Here is an 18,036-nt window from a genome sequence, read left to right on the forward strand (position 1 = left end):
AAAAAAATGTTTTTAGAATAAATAATATTGGCACAGTAATTGCTTTATATAAAGACACAAAGATAAAAAATTAATAATGACATCGAAAAATTTGAAAGGGGAATATAAAATAAATGAGAGAAATAAAATGGAAATTAAATAACTTACCTAAAGCAGAGGAAAAAGAAAAAGGAATTGAATTTTTAAAGGACGAAGAAATTGCAAAAGCTAAAGCATTTCATGAGAGTTTTCCACAATATGAAAAAACTCCTTTAGTTAAATTAGATAACTTAGCAAAATTATTAGGAGTTAGCGGAATATATGTTAAAGATGAATCTTATAGATTTGGATTAAATGCATTTAAAGTTTTGGGTGGTTCTTACTCTATGGGTAAATACTTAGCTCAAAGATTAAATAAAGATATATCAGAGTTAGGATATGAAAAATTAACTTCAAAAGAAATAAAAGACCAGTTAGGAGAAATAACTTTCTTTACAGCTACAGATGGAAATCATGGTAGAGGAGTTGCTTGGACAGCTAATAAATTAGGTCAAAAATCTGTTGTATTAATGCCAAAAGGTTCTTCTGAATTTAGATTAAATAAAATCAAGGGAGAAGGTGCAGATGCTAGTATAACAGACTTAAATTATGATGATGCAGTAAGATTAGCTAATGATTATGCAGAAGCTGATGACCATGGAGTAATGGTTCAAGATACAGCATGGGATGGATATGAAGAAATACCAGCATGGATAATGCAAGGATATGGAACTATGGCTAAAGAAGCTATAGAACAATTAAAAGAATATGGAGTAGATAGACCAACGCATGTATTTGTGCAAGCAGGAGTTGGTTCGCTTGCTGGTGCAGTTCAAGGATATGTTGCTTCAATATATGACGAATGCCCAATAACAGTAGTAGTAGAAGCTGATGAGGCAGATTGTTACTATAAATCAGCAGAAGCAGGAGATGGAAAACCAAGATTTGTAGGTGGAGATATGCCAACTATAATGGCAGGTCTTGCTTGTGGAGAACCAAATACTATAGGATTTGAAGTATTAAAAAATTATTCATCAGCATTCGTTTCAGCACCAGACTGGGTTTCTGCTAAAGGTATGAGAGTTTTAGGAAATCCTCTAAGAGGAGATGAAAAAGTAATCTCTGGAGAATCTGGAGCAGTTACAACTGGAGCATTAGTTTCAATACTTGAAAGTGAAGATTTAAAAGATTTAAGAGAGGCTTTGAAATTAGATGAAAACTCTAAAGTATTATTAATAAGTACAGAAGGAGACACTGACCCAGACAAATATAAAGATATAGTTTGGAATGGAGAATACCAAAGTAAATAAAAAATTTAAAATAAAAAATAAATAAAAGTTTAATAAGTGAAATATTAATAAGTAAATAAGTAAAATAACAATAAATAAAGTGAAACATCAATAAATTAAAAATTATATGGGGGAATATCAAAATGTTAAATGAAATAAGAAAAAAACAATTAACTGAAGTATGCCAAGATTTAATAAGAAATGCTAGTTATTCAGGTCAAGAAGAAAATGTAGTAAAGGCAATTGAAGAAAATTTTGCTATGCTAGGTTTTGACAGCTGGTCAAGAGATAGATATGGAAATATAATAGGATGCATAAAAGGAAACAAACCAGGGAAAAAAATATTATTTGATGGGCATATAGATACAGTTCCAGTTCCAGATGCAAGTAAGTGGAGTGTTCCTCCTTTTGAAGCAAGAATAGTAGACGGAAAAATATATGGTAGAGGAACTTCTGATATGAAGGGTCAAGTAAGTGCTATGATGGCGGCTGTTTCATACTTTGCAGAAGATACTAATAAAGACTTCGAAGGTGAATTATATGTAGCAGGAGTTGTTCATGAAGAAATATTTGAAGGAGTTTCAGCTAGAGAAATAAGTAAAGCTGTTAAACCTGATTATGTTGTAATCGGAGAATCTTCAGAACTAAACTTAAAGATTGGTCAAAGAGGTAGAGGAGAAATAGTTGTAGAAACTTTTGGTAAACCAGCTCACTCTGCTAACCCAGAAAAAGGTATAAATGCAGTTTATAAAATGGCTAATGTAATTCAAAGAATACAACAATTAGTACCTCCAACTCATCCAGTTTTAGGTGATGGAATATTAGTTTTAACAGATATAAAATCTTCTCCATATCCAGGTGCATCAGTGGTGCCAGATTATTGTAAAGCTACTTTTGATAGAAGATTATTAGTTGGAGAAACAAGAGAAGGAGTACTAGCTCCAATACAAGCATTATTAGATGAAATGATGAAAGAAGACTCAGAATTAAATGCAAAAGTTTCTTATGCATCTGAAAAAGCTGACTGTTATACAGGAAATACTATAGAAAGTGAAAGATTCTTCCCAGGTTGGTTATATGATGAAGATGATGAATTTGTTCAAGCAGCATACAAAGGATTAAAAGAAGCTGGAATAGATTCAGAAATAACTCAATATTCATTCTGTACAAATGGAAGCCATTATGCAGGTGAGGCTGGGATAAGAACTATAGGATTTGGTCCTTCTAAAGAAAATCTTGCTCATACAATAGATGAACATATAGAGTTAGACCAATTATTCAAAGGTGCAGAAGGATATTATGGAATATTAAAATCAGTTTATAAAAAATAATTAGGAGATGGTTTTGTGAGAACTTTAATAAAACATGGGCTTATAGTAGATGGAAATAAAACACCAGCATATGAAGGGGATATTTTAATAGAAAACGAAAAAATATTAAAAATATCACAGGATTTAAACGAAGAAGCTGACAAAGTTATAGATGCAAAAGGTAGAGTTATATGTCCAGGTTTCATAGATACTCATAGCCATTCAGACCTAGTGATTTTGGTTAATCCATATAATGAGGTAAAGATTAGACAGGGAATTACAACAGAAGTGTTGGGCCAAGATGGAATATCTATGGCCCCTCTACCTCAAGAGCATATATCTTCTTGGAGAAAAAATTTAGCAGGCCTAGATGGTGAAAGTGATGAAATTGATTGGAAATATGAAACAACAGAAAACTATTTAAAAATGATGGATGAAAATGGAGTAGGGTTAAATGAAACCTATTTAGTACCTCATGGAAATGTAAGAATGGAAGCAATGGGGCTTGAAGATAGACCTGCCACTAAAGAGGAAATTCAAAAGATGTGTGAAATCACAGAAAGAGAATTAAAGGCAGGAGCTATAGGATTATCAACTGGACTTATATATATACCTTGTGCGTATTCATTGACAGAAGAAATTATAGAGATGTGTAAAGTAGTAGCAAAATACGATGGAGTATTTGTGGTTCATCAAAGAAGTGAAGCAGATACAATTTTAACATCAATGGAAGAAATTATAGAAATTGGAAAGCAATCAGGAGTAAAAGTTCACTTCTCACACTTTAAGGTTTGTGGTAAATCAAATTGGAAGTATATACCTCAAGTTATAGAACTTTTAGAAAAAGCAGAAAAAGAAGGTATAAGAGTATCATTTGACCAATATCCTTATGCAGCTGGAAGTACAATGCTTGGAGTAGTTTTACCTCCATGGGCACATTCAGGAGGAACTGATAAATTAATAGAAAGATTAAGTGATGAAAACGAAAGAGCAAAAATGAAAAAAGATATAGCAAATGGAATCGAAGGTTGGGATAACTTTATAGAATTTGCTGGAATAGACCAAATCTTTGTAACAAGTGTAAAGACAGAAAAAAATCAAGATACAATTGGTAAGAGCCTACTAGAAATTGGAAAGATGAGAGGTAAAGACCCGTTAGATGCAACGTTTGATTTATTGAAAGAAGAAGAAAATGCAGTTGGAATGGTAGATTTCTATGGCTTGGAAGAACATATAATAGGTTTTATGAAAAGAGACGAACAAAATGTGTGTACAGATGGTCTTTTAGCAGGTAAGCCACATCCAAGAGCATATGGTTCTTTCCCTAAAATACTAGGAAGATATGTTAGAGAATTAAATGTACTAACAGTTGAAGAAGCTGTTTATAAAATGACTAAAAAAGCAGCAGTAAGCTTTAGTATAAAAGATAGAGGTGAACTAAAAGAAGGATATTTTGCAGACTTAGTTATATTTGACAAGGATACTGTTAGTGGATGTGATGATTTTATCAATTCTATGCAATATCCTACAGGTATAGATTATGTAATTATAAATGGAAATTGTGTTGTTGAAGAAGGAAAATACAATAAAATTAAAGCAGGAAAAGTACTTAAAAATTAAATCTTAGCTTTAAGGAGGAATAAATTTATGATTTTAGTGGGGAATGGGAGGCTAATAAGCCAAGATTCTTTAAATCCCTATATGGAAGATGGATGTGTTGTAATAAATGACAATCTGATTGAAGATATAGGTACTACTGAGGAAATGAAAGCGAAATATCCAGGACATGAATTTATAGATGCAGGCAAGAAGATAATCATGCCTGGTCTAATAAATTCACATATGCATATATACAGTTCATTTGCTAGAGGTATGGCAGTTCCAGGAAAACCATCTGAAAATTTTTTAGAAATATTAAACAATTTATGGTGGAGACTTGATAAACAACTTACACTAGAAGATACAAAATACAGTGCATATGCAACTTATATAGAATGTATAAAAAATGGTGTCACAACAGTTTATGACCATCATGCAAGTCCAAATGCAATTGAAGGTAGTTTATTTACAATATCAGATGTTGCAAAAGATTTGGGAATAAGAACATGCCTTTGTTATGAGGTATCTGATAGAGATGGTGGAGATACAATACAACAAGGTATCAATGAAAATGTAAATTTCATAAAATATGCTCAAAAAGATGATACAGACATGATAAAGGGAATGTTTGGTCTTCATGCTGCATTTACATTGTCTGATGATACATTAAATAAGTGTGCCTCAGAAATGGCTGGTCTTGATACAGGTTATCATGTACATGTTGCTGAAGGATTAGCAGACTTACAATATAATGTAGATAAATATGGAAAAAGAGTTTTAGAAAGATTTAATGATTTTGGTGTTCTAAAAGAAAAGACTATAGCAGTTCATTGTATATATATAAGTACAGATGAAATCAATCTTTTAAATAAAACAAATACATTTGTAGTTCATAATCCAGAATCTAATATGGGAAATGCAGTTGGATGTTCTCCTGCAATAGAATTACTAAAAAGAGGTGTTACAGTAGGTCTAGGAACTGACGGATACACTAGTGATATGTTTGAATCGTTAAAGGTTGCTAATATAATTCATAAACACCACTTAAGTGACCCAAGAGTTGGATTTGGAGAATCACAAACAATGTTATTTGATAACAATAAAAAAATAGCAAAGGCTTATTATAAAAATGACCTAGGCATACTTAAAAAAGGTGCTTATGCGGATGTCATAGTAGTTGATTATACACCACATACTCCATTGACAGAAAACACAATAGGGGGACACATCATATTTGGAATGAGTGGAAGAAGCGTGGATACAACTATTATAAATGGAAAAGTACTTATGAAAGACAGAAAATTGGTAAACATTGATGAAGAAAGTATTCTAGCTAAGAGTAGAGAACTAAGTCAGAACCTATGGAATAGAATCTAAATAATTGATAATGACATACAAGTAAGAGACAAGAATATAAGTGTTAAAAATAAAACTTAGACAAAAGTAGAATTTAAATGAAGTATATAGATAAAAAATATATGGAATAGAATATTAAACTAAATATAGAAGGGAGACCCAACATGTCTCAAAATGAAAGCCCTAAAATAGCTCCAGTAGATGAAAGGTTACCTGTATCCAAATCCTGGGTATTTTCACTACAGCACGTTTTAGCAATGTGTGCAGGAGCGGTAGCAGTTCCTATGATGATAGGAAGTGCTGCACGACTAGATCATGCTAGTATTGTTTTTTTAATAAATGCTTGCTTGTTTATGGCAGGTATAGGAACACTCATACAAAGTGTTGGTATAGGAAATATTGTAGGCGCTAAAATACCAGTAATTGAAGGAACTAGTTTTGCCGCTGTGGCAGGTATGACAGCAATAGCCTCATCATATAGTGATTCTCAAGTTGCAATACAGACAGTATTTGGCTCTGTAATAGTAGCTGGACTATTTTGTATATTACTTGCTCCAGTATTTGAAAAACTAATAAGATTCTTCCCTAGTGTAGTTACTGGAACAGTTGTTATGGTAATAGGTATTTCACTATTCCCAGTTGGGATAAAGTGGATAACTGACAACAAATTGGAAGCGGTTGAACCAAACTCATTAGCATTAGCTTTAGCAGTATTGGCGATAACTTTACTTTCATTTAAGTTCTTAAAAGGAATTTGGAATAGTACAGCGATATTGGTAGGTATAGTACTTGGTACATTACTTTCTATGGCAGTTGGAATGGCTGATTTTAGTGCAGTAAGTGGAGTTGGTTGGCTTAACTTAAATGTACCTTTAAAATTTGGAATGCCTAGATTTGAACCATCTGCAATATTATCATTATGCTTAATTATGTTAGTACTTATGACAGAATCAGTTGGTAATATGATAGCTATTCACGAAATGGTAGACAAAGAGGTAACTGGTAAAAATATTAAAAGAGGTCTATTTGGAGATGGAATATCTACAGCTTTATCTGGAATATTCAATTCATTTCCAATAACTCCATTTGGTCAAAATACAGGAATTGTTGGACTTACAGGTATAAAATCAAGATTTATTGCAGTTTATGCAGGGGTAATATTGCTAGTACTTGGTTTCTTACCAAAGTTTGCAGCAATAATAGGAGCAATACCTAAGCCTGTTCTTGGTGGAGTAGGATTTGCAATGTTTGGAATGGTAATGGTTGGAGGAGTAAAAACTCTAAGTAAAGTAAAATTTGATGGAACTAAAAATGGAGTGATAGTAGCAGTTAGTGTTGGGTTATCTATGATACCACTGACAAATCCTGATTTCTATCATAATTTTCCAACTTGGGTGCAAACGATATTCCACAGTGGAATAACAACAGGAAGTTTATCAGCAGTACTTTTGAATATCTTCTTCAATGAATTAGGTTCAAAAAAGGAAAAAACTCCTAAGACTGAAGAAGCAAAATAAGAAGAAATAAATGAAAAGCAACATAGACAAAAGAGTATCTAAGCTAAATATTAAAAAATATATTTAATTAAGGGAGAGATAATAATATGGCTAATTTAAAAGTTAATTTATATGGAATGGAATTCTTAAATCCAGTTATGACAGCGGCAGGTCCTGGAGCAAAAGATGGTGATCTCTGTCAAGAGGCAGCAAAAGGTGGAGCAGGAGCTATATGTACAAAAACTATATCTGTATTACCAGCAGATGTACCAAGACCATGTATGGCAAAAACTAACAGTGGTTTCTTAAATACAGAATTATGGTCAGAGCTTCCAAAAGAACAATGGATAGAAGAAGAATACAAAAAAGTAAAGGCAGCAGGTCTTCCAGTAATAGTAAGTATGGGATATTCAGCAGAACAAATAGCTGAGGTTGCACCTTTAGTAAAACCTTACGCAGATGCAGTTGAATTATCAACTCATTATGTAGGCACAGATGTTGCTCCAATAGTAAATGCTTTAAAAGCTGCAAAAGCTGTTTTAGATGTACCAGTATTTATGAAAATGAGTCCTCATACTGATATTCAAACTATTGCAAAAGCTGTTGAAGAAGCAGGAGCAGATGGACTTGTAATGATAAACTCATTTGGACCATGTATGGCAATAGATGTAAACACAGGATACCCTATAATGGGAAGTAAAGCAGGATATGGATGGTTATCAGGAGCTCCTATAAGACCATTAGCAATAAGATGTATATATGAAGCTTCTCAAGTTGTAAATATACCAATTATAGGTGTTGGTGGAATAACTTGTGGAAAAGATGTAGCTGAAATGATGATGGCAGGAGCAAGTGCTGTTCAAGTATGTACAGAAGCAATCCTTAAAGGGCCTTCTATATATGGAAAAATTGCTAAAGAATTAAATGATTTCTTAGATGAAAATGGATATGCTGATGTTAATGAAATCAAAGGATTAACTCATAAGAAAATGGCAGCTAGAGGATTTAGAACTCATGCAGTGGCTCCAGTTGTAGATGATAATAAGTGTATCAAATGTAAACAATGTGTAACAAGCTGTGTATATGAAGCTTTAGAAGTGACAGATAAATTAAATATAGATGTGGATAAGTGCTTTGGTTGTGGATTATGTGTAACTAGATGTCCAAAAGGTGCTTTAAGTATTTGCTACAATCAAGTAGAAGCTGTTAATGAATAATAATTATATAGAATTTTAGTAATTAACTTAGAGTAATAAATATATTAAGATAATAAAATATATTAGATAAGCAAGTTTATACATTAATAATACAACGTGAAGTTAATAATCTTATGACGTTGATTTAACTAAACATTAGTTTAATTAAATATCATTTTAATTAAATATTAATTTACTGTGTATAAGTGCTCTAATCAAATTACTTTAAGTTAATTTCTTCAGATAAAATAAATTGATACGTTATAAGTAAGGTGGAGTCTATATGGGAATTGTTTTAAAAGGTGGGAAAGTAGTAACAAGTGAAAAAACTTACTGTGCAGATGTAAGAATAGAAAATGAGAAAATAGTTGATATAGGTGTTGATATATCAAAAGAAAATGATGAAGTAGTTGATGTTAGTGATTCTTATATTATACCAGGAGGTATAGATACACACACTCACTTTGATTTAGATACAGGAACTACTAAGACAGCAGATAATTTTGAAACAGGAACAAAAGCTGCAATAGCTGGAGGTACTACTACTATCTTAGATTTTGCTACACAATCTAGAGGTTGTTCTTTAAAAGAAGGATTAGATGAATGGCATGAAAAAGCTAGAGATAAATCTTATTCAGACTATGGTTTTCACATGGCTATAACAGATTGGAATGCTTCAGTTTGTAATGAAATGGAAGACATGGTGAAAGAGGGAGTATCTTCATTTAAATTGTATATGGCATATAAAGGAAGCCTTCAAGTTGATGATGGTGTCATCTTTGAAGCTTTGAGAAAAGCAGAAGAGGTAGGAGGAATTATTGGATTCCATTGTGAAAATGGGGATATAATATGTGAACTTGTGGATAAAGCAAAAGCAGAAAATAATCTATCTCCAAAATATCATCAATTAACTAGACCAGCTATATTAGAAGCAGAAGCAACTTCAAGACTGATGAAGATAGCAGAAGTGGCAAATTCTAAGGTGTACGTTGTTCACCTAAGTTGTAAAGAATCTTTGGAAGAAGTTCTAAAAGCTAAACAAAGAGGAGTAGATGTGATAGTTGAAACTTGTCCTCAATACCTTCTATTAAGTGATGAATTATATGATTTAGAAGGATTTGAAAGTGCTAAATATGTAATGTCACCACCTTTAAGGGATAAAGAAAATAATGAAATTTTATGGAATGCTATTTTAAATAATCAAATAGATACTATAGGTACAGACCACTGTTCTTTTAATTATAGGGGGCAAAAGGAACTTGGAATAAACGATTTCAGTAAAATTCCTAATGGTTCGCCAGGGGTGGAACATAGGATGAGTCTTTTATACACATATGGAGTCTGTAAAAATAAAATATCTATCAACAAGATGGTAGAAGTAACATCGACTAATGCCGCCAAATTATTTGGAATGTATCCTGAAAAAGGAACTATAGAAATAGGTAGTGATGCAGATATATTAGTTTTAAATCCAAATAAAAAATCTAAAATAGAAGCAAAAAAACAATTACAAAATGTAGATTATACGCCTTATGAAGGTTATGAAGTAAATTGTCAAATAGAACATGTTTATTTAAGAGGAAAAGAAGTTGTTAGAGAGGGAGAATTAATTTGTAATACTCCAAGTGGGAGATATATAAAAAGGCGTCTAACAGAGGGGGCTAGAGAATGGTAGAATTTATATTAAATGGAGAGAAAGTTGTTGCAAAAGAAGGCAAAAAACTTTTAGACTTCCTTAGAGAAGATATGAATATAACTTCAGTTAAAAATGGATGTTCAGAAGGTGCTTGCGGAACTTGTATGGTCATAATAGATGGTAAAGCAACTAAAGCATGTGTATTTAAAACTGATAAATTAGCTGGGAAAAATATAACAACTATAGAAGGATTATCAGAAAGAGAAAGAGATGTTTTTGCATATTCTTTTGCCAGCCAAGGAGCTGTTCAATGTGGATTTTGCATCCCAGGTATGGTAATTAGTTCAAAAGCGCTTATAGACGTTAATAATAATCCTACTGAAGATGACATAAAAAAAGCTTTAAAAGGTAATATATGTAGATGTACAGGTTATGTAAAAATAATTAAAGCTGTGAGTTTGGCAGCAAAGATATTTAGAGAAGATATAGATGTGCCAAAAGTAAACTGCAAAGGTCTAGTTGGTGAAAGTCTTCATAGAGTTGATGCAGTAGGCAAAACACTTGGATACTCTGAATATGTAGATGATATAAGATTAGAAGGTATGATTTATGGTTCAGCAGTTAGAGCTAAATATCCAAGAGCATTAGTTAAAAAGATAGATATAGAAGAAGCAAAAGCTTACCCAGGAGTTGTTGCAGTTCTTACAGCTAAAGATATTCCAGGAACTATAAAAGTAGGTCACTTAAAGAAAGATTGGGATACTTTAATTCCAGAAGGTGAAATAACTAGATACTTAGGAGATGGAATAGTTTTAGTAGCAGCAGAAACTAGAGAAGCATTAGAAGAAGCGAAAAAACTAGTTAAGATAGATTATGAAGAATTGACACCTTTAAGTACTACAGCAGAGGCTCTTAAAGAAGATGCTCCAAATATACATGAAACAGGTAATGTACTTGTTAAGGAACATTTAGTAAGAGGAAATGCTGAAGAAAAAATAAGGAACTCAAAATACGTTGTAACTAAAAAATACACTACACCTGCAACAGAACATGCATTTTTAGAACCTGAATGTGCAGTAGCAGGTCCTTATGAAGAAGATGGAGTAATAATTTACTCAACAGACCAAGGTGTGTTTGCTACTCAACATGAATGTGCAGATATGTTAGGATTACCACATGAAAAAGTAAGAGTGATAAATAAGATGGTAGGAGGCGGATTTGGTGGAAAAGAAGATATGAGTGTTCAACACCATGCAGCCTTACTTGCATACCACACAAAGAGATTTGTAAAAGTACAGCTTACTAGAAAAGAAAGTATAATTGTTCATCCAAAAAGACATGCTACAGAAATGGAATTTACAACAGCATGTGATGAAAATGGATATCTAACAGGTATGAAAGCAACTATAATATCTGATACAGGTGCTTATGCATCTCTTGGAGGACCAGTATTGCAAAGATTATGTACTCATGCAGCAGGACCATACAATTATCAGGATATTGATATAACTGGAACAGCAGTATATACTAATAATCCTCCTGGAGGAGCATTTAGAGGTTTTGGAGTTACACAAAGTTGTTTTGCTACAGAATGTAATCTAAATTTACTTGCTGAAATGGCTGGAATATCACCTTGGGAAATAAGATATAAAAATGCAATAAGACCTGGTCAAGTTTTACCAAATGGTCAATTTGCAGATGAAGGAACAGCAATGGCAGAAACATTAGAAGCTGTAAAAGAAGAGTATGAAAAACACCCACGTGCAGGTATAGCTTGTGCAATGAAAAATAGTGGTGTAGGAGTTGGAATACCTGATGTGGGAAGATGTAGACTGGTAGTAAAAGATGGTAAAGTTCATATAAGAACAAGTGCCTCTTGTATAGGTCAAGGTCTTGGTACGGTTATGACTCAAGTAGTTTGTGAAACTGCAAATTTACTACCTGAAAACATAGTACATGAAGTTCCAGATACTCACTTGACACCAGATTCTGGTAATACTACAGCTTCAAGACAGACAGTATTTACAGGGGAGGCTACTAAGGTTGCATCAATTAAATTAAAAGAAGCTTTAGCAACTGGAAAAGCATTATCTGATTTAGAGGGAGAAGAATTTTACGGAGAATATGCAAGTGTTACAGACAAAATGGGTTCTGATAAAGAAAATCCAGTAAGCCATGTAGCTTATGGATATGCAACACAAGTTGTAATGCTAGATGAAAATGGAAAATTAGAAAAAGTAGTAGCAGCACATGACGTAGGAAGAGCTATAAACCCAATCAGTTTAGAGGGGCAAATAGAAGGTGGAGTTGTTATGGGTCTTGGATATGCCTTAACAGAAGATTACCCAGTAGTAAACTCTGTACCTACAGCTAAATTTGGTACATTAGGCTTATTTAAATCTACAGATATACCAGAAATACAAGCCGTAATAGTTGAAAAAAACAAAGATTTATTGGCATATGGTGCAAAAGGAGTAGGAGAGATTTGTACAGTTCCCACTGCACCAGCAGTGCAAAATGCCTATTATGTATTTGATAAAGAGTTTAGAACTGAACTACCACTTCAAAATACGCCATATAGTAAAAAAAAATAACAAAAAAATAAATATTAAATAAAAAAAATCAATTAAATTGTAAATAAAAAAAACCCTTTTGCATAAGGTATATTTTAAATGATAGAATATACATATACAGGAGGGTTTTTCTTTTATAAAATAAGTTTAATAAAATTGAGAGGTGAGCAAAATGAATTTTAATAATAGTCTAGAGTTAACTCAGTCTCAGAAGCTAATCATGACTACACAACTTAAGCAATCATTATCAATATTAAATATGAGTAAGTTGGAGTTAGAAGAAGAGATTAAAAGGGAAGCAGAGAATAACCCATTAGTCGAAGTTGAGAAAAGTGGGGAGATAAATTGGGAAGAATATATAAAAGATATGGAAAAATCAAGACGTTTAGATAGAACAGAAATAAGTTATAACCCTGACAATGAAGTTAATCTAGAAAATTTAGTTAAATATTCGTCAAATTTATATGAGGATTTGAAGTTTCAGATAAGCTTATATAAGCTAACAGATAAACAAATGGAAGTCTGTGAGTATATAATTGATAGCTTAGATGAGGACGGATATTTGAGAACTGAGGAAAAAGTAATTGTTGATACTTTAAAGATAGATGAAGAACTTTTTGAAAAATGCTTGATTAGTGTTCAGCAGTTGGAACCTAGTGGAGTAGGTGCAAGAAGTCTTTCAGAATGTCTGATGATTCAAATGGCAAGCTTAGGAATATATAATGAAATTTTAGAGGAAATCGTTACAAAAGACTTAAATTTAATTGCAAATAATAAATATAAAGAGATAAGCAAGAAGTACAATATGTCACTACAAAAATGCGTTGAACTAATAAATATAATTAAAACATTAGACCCTAAGCCAGGAAGAACCTGTTCAGTAGAAAAAAGTGTATATATACAACCAGATGTAACAGTTGAAAAAATTGATGATGAATTTATTGTGTATTTAAATGAAAAAGACTCCTATCAAATAAAAATAAACAGTTATTATAAAGACATACTAAAAAATTCACAGTCTGACGAAAGTGCAAAAGAATTTATAAAAGAAAGACTAAATTCGGCAACAGGGCTTATGAAAAATATAGAAAGTAGAAAGACTACAGTACTTAAAATTGCAGAAGAAATAGTAAAAGCTCAAGATGAGTTTTTGAGAAAAGGAACAAAATATATAAAGCCCTTAAAAATGAAAGACATAGCAGAAAAATTAGATTTTCATGAATCTACTATAAGTAGAGGTGTAAATGGGAAATATATGCTGACACCTTTTGGAGTATATGAATTTAGGTACTTTTTCAGTAGTGCTATTGAAACTGAAAATCATGAAATGGCATCTAGTACAAGCATAAAAAAAATTATAAAGGAAACAATAAAAGACGAAAATAAAAAGAAACCTTTAAGTGATGACCATATATCTAAGCTATTAAAAGAAAAAGGAATCAATGTTGCAAGAAGAACAGTTGCCAAGTATCGTGAAGAATTAGGAATTTTGTCTTCAAGTAAGAGAAAAGAATATTAGTGAAAAGAGAAAGAAGTATCAGTAAAATGAGGGGAAATGCTAATTAAAATACAAATGAGCATTATACAAATGAATTTAAGTATTGGAAAGAAAAGTATTAGAAATAAAATTAAATATTAGGAAAAATCAGGAATTAGAACGATAACTAGAGTCAAAAAAATACAGAGATAAATAAACTGTTATTGTTAATTTTAAGAGCATAAAAATAAAAACATAAAGTATAAAAACAAAGACATATAGAATCTAGCAGAGTAGAACATACAAGATTGAGTCAAAAATATTAGAATAAAAACCAAAAAATATATGGAAAAAATATTATATAAAAAATAAAAAATACTGTACTTTGAAAATGGTGGAGAAATTGCTATAAAACAAAAAAATAAAAAAGTTTTTGAAAAACTATTGAAATCTATACGCAAATCCTATAAAATAAAATTATCTTGTGGGACTTAAATAAACACTAGGGACAAAAAAAGTCCCTAAAGGAAAGCAATAAGGAGTATGTTATGAAGAACTTATTAGAAATTCAAAAGAAACTAATTCCACAGGCAATTGAACTTATGGAAAGAAGATACTCTATTTTAAGACAAATATCTTTAAGTGAACCAATAGGTAGAAGAACTTTATCAAATGTATTAGAAATTAGTGAAAGAATAATTAGGTCAGAAACAGAGTTTTTAAAAGAACAAGGACTTATAGATGTTGCTGTATCTGGAATGACTATCACTAAAGAAGGTTCTGATTTATTAGATAAACTTAAAGACATCATGAGTGACATCATGGGATTGTCTAAGTTACAAGATAGGGTCAGAGAAAAGCTTGGAATAAAAAAGGTAATACTAGTTCCTGGAAGCTGTGATGAAAATGGAAGCTTATTAAAAGATGTAACTAGATATGGATGCGAGTATTTCTTAGGTATTTTAAAAGATGGAGATATAGTTTCAATAACAGGGGGAAGCACTATGTTAGAGTTTTCAAATGTTATTAAAACTGATAAGAGATATCCAAACTCTACAATAGTGCCAGCTAGAGGAAGTATGGGAACTGATGTAGAGATGCAGTCTAATAGTATAGTTGCTTCAGTAAGTAAGAAATTACACTCTAATTGCAAACTTTTACATATACCAGATGAATTGGACGAGAGTGCAATGAAAACTCTTAGCCAAGTGCCAGAGATTAAGACAACTTTGGAGTATATTAAAAGAACAGACATTTTAGTTTTCAGCATAGGTAGAGCAGATGTCATGGCAAAGAGAAGAAAACTTCCAGAAGATAAAGTTAACGAGATATTATCTAAAAATGCAGTTGGAGAAGCATTTGGATATTATTTCAACAAAGATGGAGAAATAGTTTATAAATTAAATACTGTTGGAATTGATTTAGAGACAGTTAAAGAAGTAAAAGAAACTATTGCAATCTTTGCAGGAACAGAAAAAGTAGAAGCCTTATTAGCTATATCAAATATGCATAAAAACATGGTTCTTGTAACAGATGAAGAAAGTGCTTATAAGATATTGTCATTATTATAAAAGTCGAAAACTAGCACAGAGCTAGACAACATACATTTACTTTATAGGAGGTAGCGAAAATGGTTAAAGTAGCTATAAATGGATTTGGAAGAATAGGAAGATTAGCATTAAGAAAAATGATGGAGCAACAAGGTAAGTTTGAAGTTGTTGCAATAAACGACTTAACAGATGCTAAAATGTTAGCTCATTTATTTAAATATGATACAGCTCAAGGAAGATTTAACGGTGAAATAGAAGTTAAAGAAGGTGCTTTTATAGTAAACGGAAAAGAAATAAAAGTAACAGCAGAAAGAAATCCTGCTGACCTACCATGGGCTGAATTAGGAGTAGATATAGTATTAGAATGTACAGGATTCTTTACTTCTAAAGATAAAGCAGAAGCTCATATACAAGCAGGAGCTAAAAAAGTTGTTATATCTGCACCAGCAACTGGAGATTTAAAAACAATAGTATTCAACACAAACAGTGACATATTAGATGGTTCTGAAACAGTTATATCAGGAGCTTCTTGTACAACTAACTGTTTAGCTCCAATGGCTAAAGTATTAAATGATAAATATGGTATAGAAAAAGGATTAATGACTACTATACATGCATATACTAATGACCAAAATACTTTAGATGGTCCTCATCCAAAAGGTGATTTAAGAAGAGCTAGAGCTGCTGCTGGAAACATAGTTCCAAACACTACAGGAGCTGCAAAAGCAATCGGTCTAGTAATACCTGCATTAAAAGGAAAATTAGATGGAGCAGCACAAAGAGTACCAGTTGTAACTGGTTCAATAACTGAATTAGTTTGTACATTAGGAAAAAATGTTACAGTTGAAGAAATAAATGCAGCTATGAAAGAAGCTTCAAACGAATCTTTCGGATACACTGAAGAAATGTTAGTATCTTCTGATATAATCGGAATAAGCTACGGTTCATTATTTGACGCTACTCAAACAAAAGTTATGGAAGTAGATGGAAAACAATTAGTTAAAGTTGTTTCTTGGTATGATAATGAAATGTCTTATACTTCTCAATTAATAAGAACTTTAGGATACTTTGCACAATTAGCAAAATAGTCAGCTTTTAGAAAATAGAAAAGTAGATTGACAAAGTCCGAGTTTGTAGTTTAACACTACGGACTCTGGACTTTTTTTAAGAAAAAATATATAAAATACACCTAAATAATGTTACATACTATATATAAAAATATGATAATATGATATATTTAATAGGGTAAAAGTATGTACTATATTATACTTGGCAATAAAAAATTACTTTATTAAAAGGAGAGATATTTATGTCAATGCTAAACAAAAAAACTATAGAAGATATTGATGTGTGCGGGAAAAAAGTATTAGTGAGATGTGACTTTAATGTACCATTACAAGATGGTGTAATTACTGATGAAAATAGATTAAACGGAGCTTTACCAACAATTCAATATTTAATTTCTAAAGGAGCAAAAGTTATATTATGTTCTCATTTAGGAAAACCAAAGGGAGAAGCTAAACCAGAATTATCTTTAGCACCAGTTGCAAAGAGATTATCTGAAATGTTAGGTAAAGAAGTTGTATTTGCAGCAGATGATAATGTAGTAGGAGAAAATGCAAAAAAAGCTACTGAAAAAATGGAAAACGGAGATGTAGTGTTATTAGAAAATACTAGATATAGAAAAGAAGAAACTAAAAATGAAGAAAACTACTCTAAAGAATTAGCTTCACTTGCTGAAATATTTGTAAATGATGCATTTGGAACTGCTCATAGAGCGCATTGTTCAACAGTTGGAGCAGGAGAATTTTTACAAGAGAGAGTTTGCGGATACTTAATTCAAAAAGAATTAAAATTCTTAGGAGAAGCTGTTGCCAATCCTGTAAGACCATTTACAGCTATACTTGGGGGAGCTAAAGTTTCTGATAAATTAGCTGTTATAAATGAACTATTAGAAAAAGTTGATAATCTAATAATAGGTGGAGGAATGGCTTATACATTCTTAAAAGCTCAAGGTTATGAAGTAGGAACATCTTTACTTGAAATAGATAAAGTAGAATATGCAAAAGAAATGATGGAAAAAGCTAAGGCAAAAGGCGTTAACTTATTATTGCCAGTAGATGTTGTTATGGCAGACCACTTTGCACCAGATGCAACTCCAATAGTAACAGAAGATGCTAATGTAAAAGAAGATTATATGGGACTAGATATGGGACCTAAGACTATAGCAAACTTTGTAAAAGCCATAAAAGAATCAAAAACTGTAGTATGGAACGGACCAATGGGAGTATTTGAATTTGAAAACTTTGCAAATGGAACACTATCAGTAGCCAAAGCTATGGCAGAATTAACTGACGCAACTACTGTAATTGGTGGTGGTGATAGTGCAGCAGCAGTTAATCAATTAGGATTTGGTGATAAGATGACTCACGTATCAACAGGTGGAGGAGCATCACTAGAATTTTTAGAAGGTAAAGAATTACCAGGTATTGCAGCATTAGATAATAAATAAACTACTATATAGAGGAGATTGTAA

12 protein-coding genes are annotated in these 18,036 nt (G+C 31.9%); all 12 read left to right on the top strand.

The features are described from left to right. The first annotated feature begins 113 nt into the window (after positions 1-113). The 12 genes from dpaL to IC174_RS01110 all read left to right on the top strand — a co-directional run bounded on the left by dpaL (position 114) and on the right by IC174_RS01110 (position 18,012). Complete coding sequence (gene dpaL / locus IC174_RS01055) at positions 114-1,328, top strand: diaminopropionate ammonia-lyase (RefSeq protein ID WP_227433763.1); 1,215 nt, start codon at positions 114-116, stop codon at positions 1,326-1,328. A 122-nt stretch (positions 1,329-1,450) separates the two neighbouring features. Further along, complete coding sequence (locus tag IC174_RS01060; RefSeq protein ID WP_227481903.1) at positions 1,451-2,638, top strand: YgeY family selenium metabolism-linked hydrolase; 1,188 nt, start codon at positions 1,451-1,453, stop codon at positions 2,636-2,638. A gap of 15 nt (positions 2,639-2,653) precedes the next feature. Then, positions 2,654-4,237, top strand: a complete 1,584-nt coding sequence (locus tag IC174_RS01065; protein WP_227481904.1) for an N-acyl-D-amino-acid deacylase family protein — start codon at positions 2,654-2,656, stop codon at positions 4,235-4,237. 27 nt (positions 4,238-4,264) lie between these two features. Then, complete coding sequence (gene ssnA, locus IC174_RS01070; protein ID WP_227433766.1) at positions 4,265-5,593, top strand: putative aminohydrolase SsnA; 1,329 nt, start codon at positions 4,265-4,267, stop codon at positions 5,591-5,593. 143 nt (positions 5,594-5,736) lie between these two features. Continuing rightward, positions 5,737-7,089 carry a nucleobase:cation symporter-2 family protein gene (locus IC174_RS01075; RefSeq protein ID WP_227481905.1) on the top strand — a complete coding sequence of 451 codons (1,353 nt, stop codon included), beginning with the start codon at positions 5,737-5,739 and terminating at the stop codon, positions 7,087-7,089. Positions 7,090-7,175: 86 nt separating this feature from the next. Next, a complete protein-coding gene (locus tag IC174_RS01080; RefSeq protein ID WP_227433768.1) occupies positions 7,176-8,285 on the top strand; it encodes a 4Fe-4S binding protein in 1,110 nt (369 codons plus the stop codon). 262 nt (positions 8,286-8,547) lie between these two features. Beyond that, a complete protein-coding gene (gene hydA / locus IC174_RS01085) occupies positions 8,548-9,939 on the top strand; it encodes a dihydropyrimidinase (protein ID WP_227481906.1) in 1,392 nt (463 codons plus the stop codon). Continuing rightward, on the top strand, positions 9,933-12,494 hold the full coding sequence (gene xdh / locus IC174_RS01090; protein WP_227481907.1) for a selenium-dependent xanthine dehydrogenase: 2,562 nt from the start codon (positions 9,933-9,935) through the stop codon (positions 12,492-12,494). The genes hydA and xdh overlap by 7 nt, the downstream gene beginning before the upstream one ends. A 151-nt stretch (positions 12,495-12,645) precedes the next feature. Continuing rightward, the gene (rpoN, locus tag IC174_RS01095) at positions 12,646-13,992 is read left to right on the top strand and encodes an RNA polymerase factor sigma-54 (RefSeq protein ID WP_227433771.1); all 1,347 of its coding nucleotides are present in this window, start codon (positions 12,646-12,648) and stop codon (positions 13,990-13,992) included. A gap of 506 nt (positions 13,993-14,498) precedes the next feature. Next, positions 14,499-15,521 carry a sugar-binding transcriptional regulator gene (locus IC174_RS01100; protein WP_227433772.1) on the top strand — a complete coding sequence of 341 codons (1,023 nt, stop codon included), beginning with the start codon at positions 14,499-14,501 and terminating at the stop codon, positions 15,519-15,521. A gap of 59 nt (positions 15,522-15,580) precedes the next feature. Beyond that, positions 15,581-16,588 (top strand): type I glyceraldehyde-3-phosphate dehydrogenase, encoded by a 1,008-nt coding sequence (gene gap / locus IC174_RS01105; protein WP_227481908.1) that lies wholly within the window; start codon positions 15,581-15,583, stop codon positions 16,586-16,588. 221 nt (positions 16,589-16,809) lie between these two features. Further along, positions 16,810-18,012, top strand: a complete 1,203-nt coding sequence (locus IC174_RS01110) for a phosphoglycerate kinase (RefSeq protein ID WP_227481909.1) — start codon at positions 16,810-16,812, stop codon at positions 18,010-18,012. The last annotated feature ends 24 nt before the right edge of the window (positions 18,013-18,036 follow it).

Origin of the sequence: Clostridioides sp. ES-S-0001-03, assembly GCF_020676075.1 — a bacterium.
In the GTDB taxonomy this organism is placed as follows: Bacteria; Bacillota; Clostridia; order Peptostreptococcales; family Peptostreptococcaceae; genus Clostridioides.